Consider the following 3215-nt stretch of genomic DNA (forward strand, 5'->3'; position numbering starts at 1 on the left):
ATAATTAAAAGTCCCCATTTTAATTTCATGCTTTATTGTGGCTATCTTTCCGGCTGCAAATTTGATGTTAGCCTTTGTTGGTGGAAGTCCTAGTGACTCTCTGTAACGCTTCCGGCGGTAAAGAAATACAACCCGAAGCGAACTGCCATGAACTTCAACGCCGGTTGGCATTACATTGTTATTGGTTGGCTTTCTACCCACTTATCGTACTCCTTCCCATTTAGTAAACGTCTTCCATCTGGTGCTTTTTTCCAGACGGTTCCTTCGGGGAAAACACCGTTGGATATCTTGTCTTGAATGGCTTTCTCAGTGTAGCCAGTCAACTCGGCTAACTTTCGGGGTAATACCCAGGTCACACTCATTGGTCGTTACCTTTAATTATCTTGGTCAGAGTTTCCTTTCCGGCTTGGTTGTACCAGAAAGTTTCTATTTGCTTGCGACTGTTGGCAGCCTGGTCAAGGCGCCATTCGCCGTATTGGTCGTTTTTGATTTGATGCTGATTGGCTACCTTGCCAACCTTTTGCGCAGAGATGCCCAGTTCCTTGGCAATATCAGTGGCGGTGAAGTGTTTCTTGGTTTGGGTTGCTGGCATGTTCCAGCCCGAGGCAATCAAAGCTGTGATGGCCTTGTCACTGAGTTTGCAGACGGCCAGAAGGGCGAGGGCTGTTTCTAGAGCACAGTCCTCGCAATAACATTCCCACAATGTATAAGTTACCGCGTGACGTTTTTGGCAATGCGAGCATAGAGACATAATCACTCCTTGATACAGTCGCCAGTCTACTTTTAGCGAGGGACTAGCGTGTAAGCTCAACGGTGACGATAGTTTTGTCGTTAACTATCAGCCGGCAGCCCGGAATACCTCTATGTGGGAGCTTGGCATGTCCCACGCCGTAGCTGTTAATTAGTTCGCGTGTTGGTTCATTAAGAATCTCATTTTCGAGAGCTTCTAGATCTAGCCCTTTGATTCGCTCGAGATAGCGCAACATAGCATGCTCTGAAACCACGGGTTCATTCTGCAGCCGGTCTATCTCGGCAATGACTTTATCCAGACGAGATTGAAGTCTCTGCTTTTCAAAGTTAGGTGTTGAGATCTTAATGCTGGCGATTAATTGGCGTCTTTCAACCTGCAGACTTTTTAATCTTCCACCGTTGGTTCTTACTCTATTGTATTTCTTCATGGTCGTTACCTTTCCTTGTGAATCGATTAAGTGCCCCTACATAGCACTAGTAAATCGCCATGCGGGGGGTAAAAAAGGAGCATTATGATTTTCTGGTTTGAGATAGAGGGAGTGTGTATGGATCTAATTACAAGAATGTATTGTGAGCTGTTCATTATTACAGGCGCAATGATCATTATTGCGTTGATCTAAAGGTATCTCGCCCCTTTGCCGGGGCGAGTTTTCTCTTACGCTGCATGGTGTAATTGAATGGAGTTGCTGACTTCGTTTCCGAACACATCCCAACCCTGAGGTGATGTTCTGGCAAACATTTCGAGCCGGGGAATATCTCCATACAACCGTTCTAGGCGATGGCGTACTTCAGGCGGTTTCGCGCTGTGCTCATCAAGGGGAGCTATTACGAGCTGCTTGATATTGCGTTGCTTACGCTCCAGTCCCTTACCTTTAATTGCTATTAAGCAATCTTCGGAGTTCGCTCGCGTATAGTTGCCGCCATTCATGCGGGTTTCGCTATTAAGAAGGGCCAGAAAATCTGCTTCAGTGAGATTGCCTTGATTGATCGCCTTACCGACTCGGCTCCAATACTTTTCGTTGAGTTTGGCCCAGGTAAAGCCTTTCATTGTTTTGATTTTAAAGCCCCAGGCTTTTGCCAAGAACATTGCTTCATCAACAAAGTTGCCGGTGTACCACATAGCCAGAACTGAATCATCGGCGCTGATGTTGTTAACGGGTAGAGCGCACATTTCGGCAAGCGTCATACCTTCATAGTGGTTCTGAGCAGCACCGTTCGATACTTTGTTGTTGTATTTCCAAGGTGGATCGCAGTAGATAAGCGGGTACTTCATGCGGCCTCCTGTTGCTCTATATAACTATCAATGTTTTGATGAATTACTTCGAATTCGATAACCCAAACCCATGGATTATCGCTCCAATTACTATAAAGGGACTCCCAAAGCCCACAAAAAGCAGTCGAGTAAAATGTTGGGAATTCATCATTGGTGAGCATGCCTTCATCTTTAGCTTGTTCTTCCGTGATGTCCTGTACTCGTTCGGCACGAATATCTGTAATACGTAGGGTCAATCGGCTGGCCCAACGAGGCATATGAATCGATGGTCTCCAACGGTAAACAGTATCTTCCGTATCCATATCAACAAATTCGCAGCTGTCACCATTCGCACGGTAATGGCAGTATTTGGGGTTTTTGAATGGTTGCTTGTTTTCCTTGTAAGCACTCCAGTCTTCAGCCGCAAACAACGGTCCTTGCCATGTTTCTCGGACCCAAATTAGATCATCCCTATTGCCGGGTGGAACGAATGGCTTTTGGCCGATCACGCACTCGTTACCTTGTTCGTCATACAACAGCGCAATTCCGTCGTAGGTGTCAAAATCTGAAGGCTGTACTTTTAGTGGCCTGCGAGTAACGGTTTTACGCCCGTCTAATAAAGCTTTTATCATTTCTTGATTAAAGATCATCGGTATTGTTTTCATGGTCGTTACCTTTATTTGCACATTCTCTTTCTTATGAATGAGTGGTGAGAACTAAGTCGGGGAATGTGGGTTTGGTTAATGATGATCAGCGCCGTATCGTCGTAGTAGCTGACATCGATTGGTGTACCTAGCTGGCGGCAGCGATCGATGAGTTCTTCGGCTGCTGCCTTCGGTACGGTTTGAGTCGTAAAAGCGACTCGTGGTCGTTTCATACTTTTACTTCCTTGCCAAATTGTTAAAGAGCATTGGTGTGCCCCGGCTTCCCGGGGCAGGGTATTAAGCGGCGTCTTCGTGCAGCATTGCCATGGCTTCGCTATAGCCTTCCCAGTTATCTACGCCAGCGGCCTCGAGTGCTTCCAGTGTGCGATTACGCTCTCTGAGGTGTTCGATTTCACCTAGAGTGACTTGCACCATGGTGTCTGGGGTCATCTCGGGGAATTTGACGGTTTGGGATTTCACTTTTGATTGAACAGGGGCGCTATGGCTTCTGCCTGCTGTAGTACCTGACGGGCAGCTTGCAGCTTTTCGGAGCTAGCAACGGTTGATTG

7 protein-coding genes are annotated in these 3215 nt (G+C 46.7%); all 7 read right to left on the reverse strand.

Going from position 1 to position 3215, the window contains the following annotated elements; genetic code table 11:
• A partial coding sequence (locus tag MHN01_RS21795; protein ID WP_239413402.1) for an Arm DNA-binding domain-containing protein occupies positions 1-201 on the reverse strand: 201 nt, incomplete at its 3' end.
• 157 nt (positions 202-358) lie between these two features.
• Positions 359-751, reverse strand: coding sequence for a hypothetical protein (locus MHN01_RS21800; protein WP_239413403.1), 393 nt, complete (start codon positions 749-751; stop codon positions 359-361).
• Between the two features lie 43 nt (positions 752-794).
• Entirely contained in the window at positions 795-1178 is a 384-nt protein-coding gene (locus MHN01_RS21805) for a hypothetical protein (RefSeq protein ID WP_239413404.1), read from the reverse strand.
• Positions 1179-1405: 227 nt separating this feature from the next.
• On the reverse strand, positions 1406-2023 hold the full coding sequence (locus MHN01_RS21810; protein WP_239413405.1) for an MT-A70 family methyltransferase: 618 nt from the start codon (positions 2021-2023) through the stop codon (positions 1406-1408).
• Complete coding sequence (locus MHN01_RS21815) at positions 2020-2667, reverse strand: hypothetical protein (RefSeq protein WP_239413406.1); 648 nt, start codon at positions 2665-2667, stop codon at positions 2020-2022. Before MHN01_RS21815 ends, MHN01_RS21810 begins: the two co-directional genes overlap by 4 nt.
• An 11-nt stretch (positions 2668-2678) precedes the next feature.
• A complete protein-coding gene (locus tag MHN01_RS21820) occupies positions 2679-2879 on the reverse strand; it encodes a hypothetical protein (protein ID WP_239413407.1) in 201 nt (66 codons plus the stop codon).
• A 64-nt stretch (positions 2880-2943) separates the two neighbouring features.
• On the reverse strand, positions 2944-3126 hold the full coding sequence (locus tag MHN01_RS21825; RefSeq protein WP_239413408.1) for a hypothetical protein: 183 nt from the start codon (positions 3124-3126) through the stop codon (positions 2944-2946).
• Positions 3127-3215 lie beyond the last annotated feature (89 nt).

Source organism: Photobacterium sp. OFAV2-7 (assembly GCF_022347985.1).
GTDB lineage: Bacteria > Pseudomonadota > Gammaproteobacteria > Enterobacterales > Vibrionaceae > Photobacterium.

Excerpts from the sequence above, each read along its gene's own strand:
- MHN01_RS21820 (WP_239413407.1), bottom strand. The coding sequence starts at position 2,879 with ATGAAACGACCACGAGTCGCTTTTACGACTCAAACCGTACCGAAGGCA.
- MHN01_RS21805 (WP_239413404.1), bottom strand. The coding sequence starts at position 1,178 with ATGAAGAAATACAATAGAGTAAGAACCAACGGTGGAAGATTAAAAAGT.
- MHN01_RS21810 (WP_239413405.1), bottom strand. The coding sequence starts at position 2,023 with ATGAAGTACCCGCTTATCTACTGCGATCCACCTTGGAAATACAACAAC.
- MHN01_RS21800 (WP_239413403.1), bottom strand. The coding sequence starts at position 751 with ATGTCTCTATGCTCGCATTGCCAAAAACGTCACGCGGTAACTTATACA.
- MHN01_RS21815 (WP_239413406.1), bottom strand. The coding sequence starts at position 2,667 with ATGAAAACAATACCGATGATCTTTAATCAAGAAATGATAAAAGCTTTA.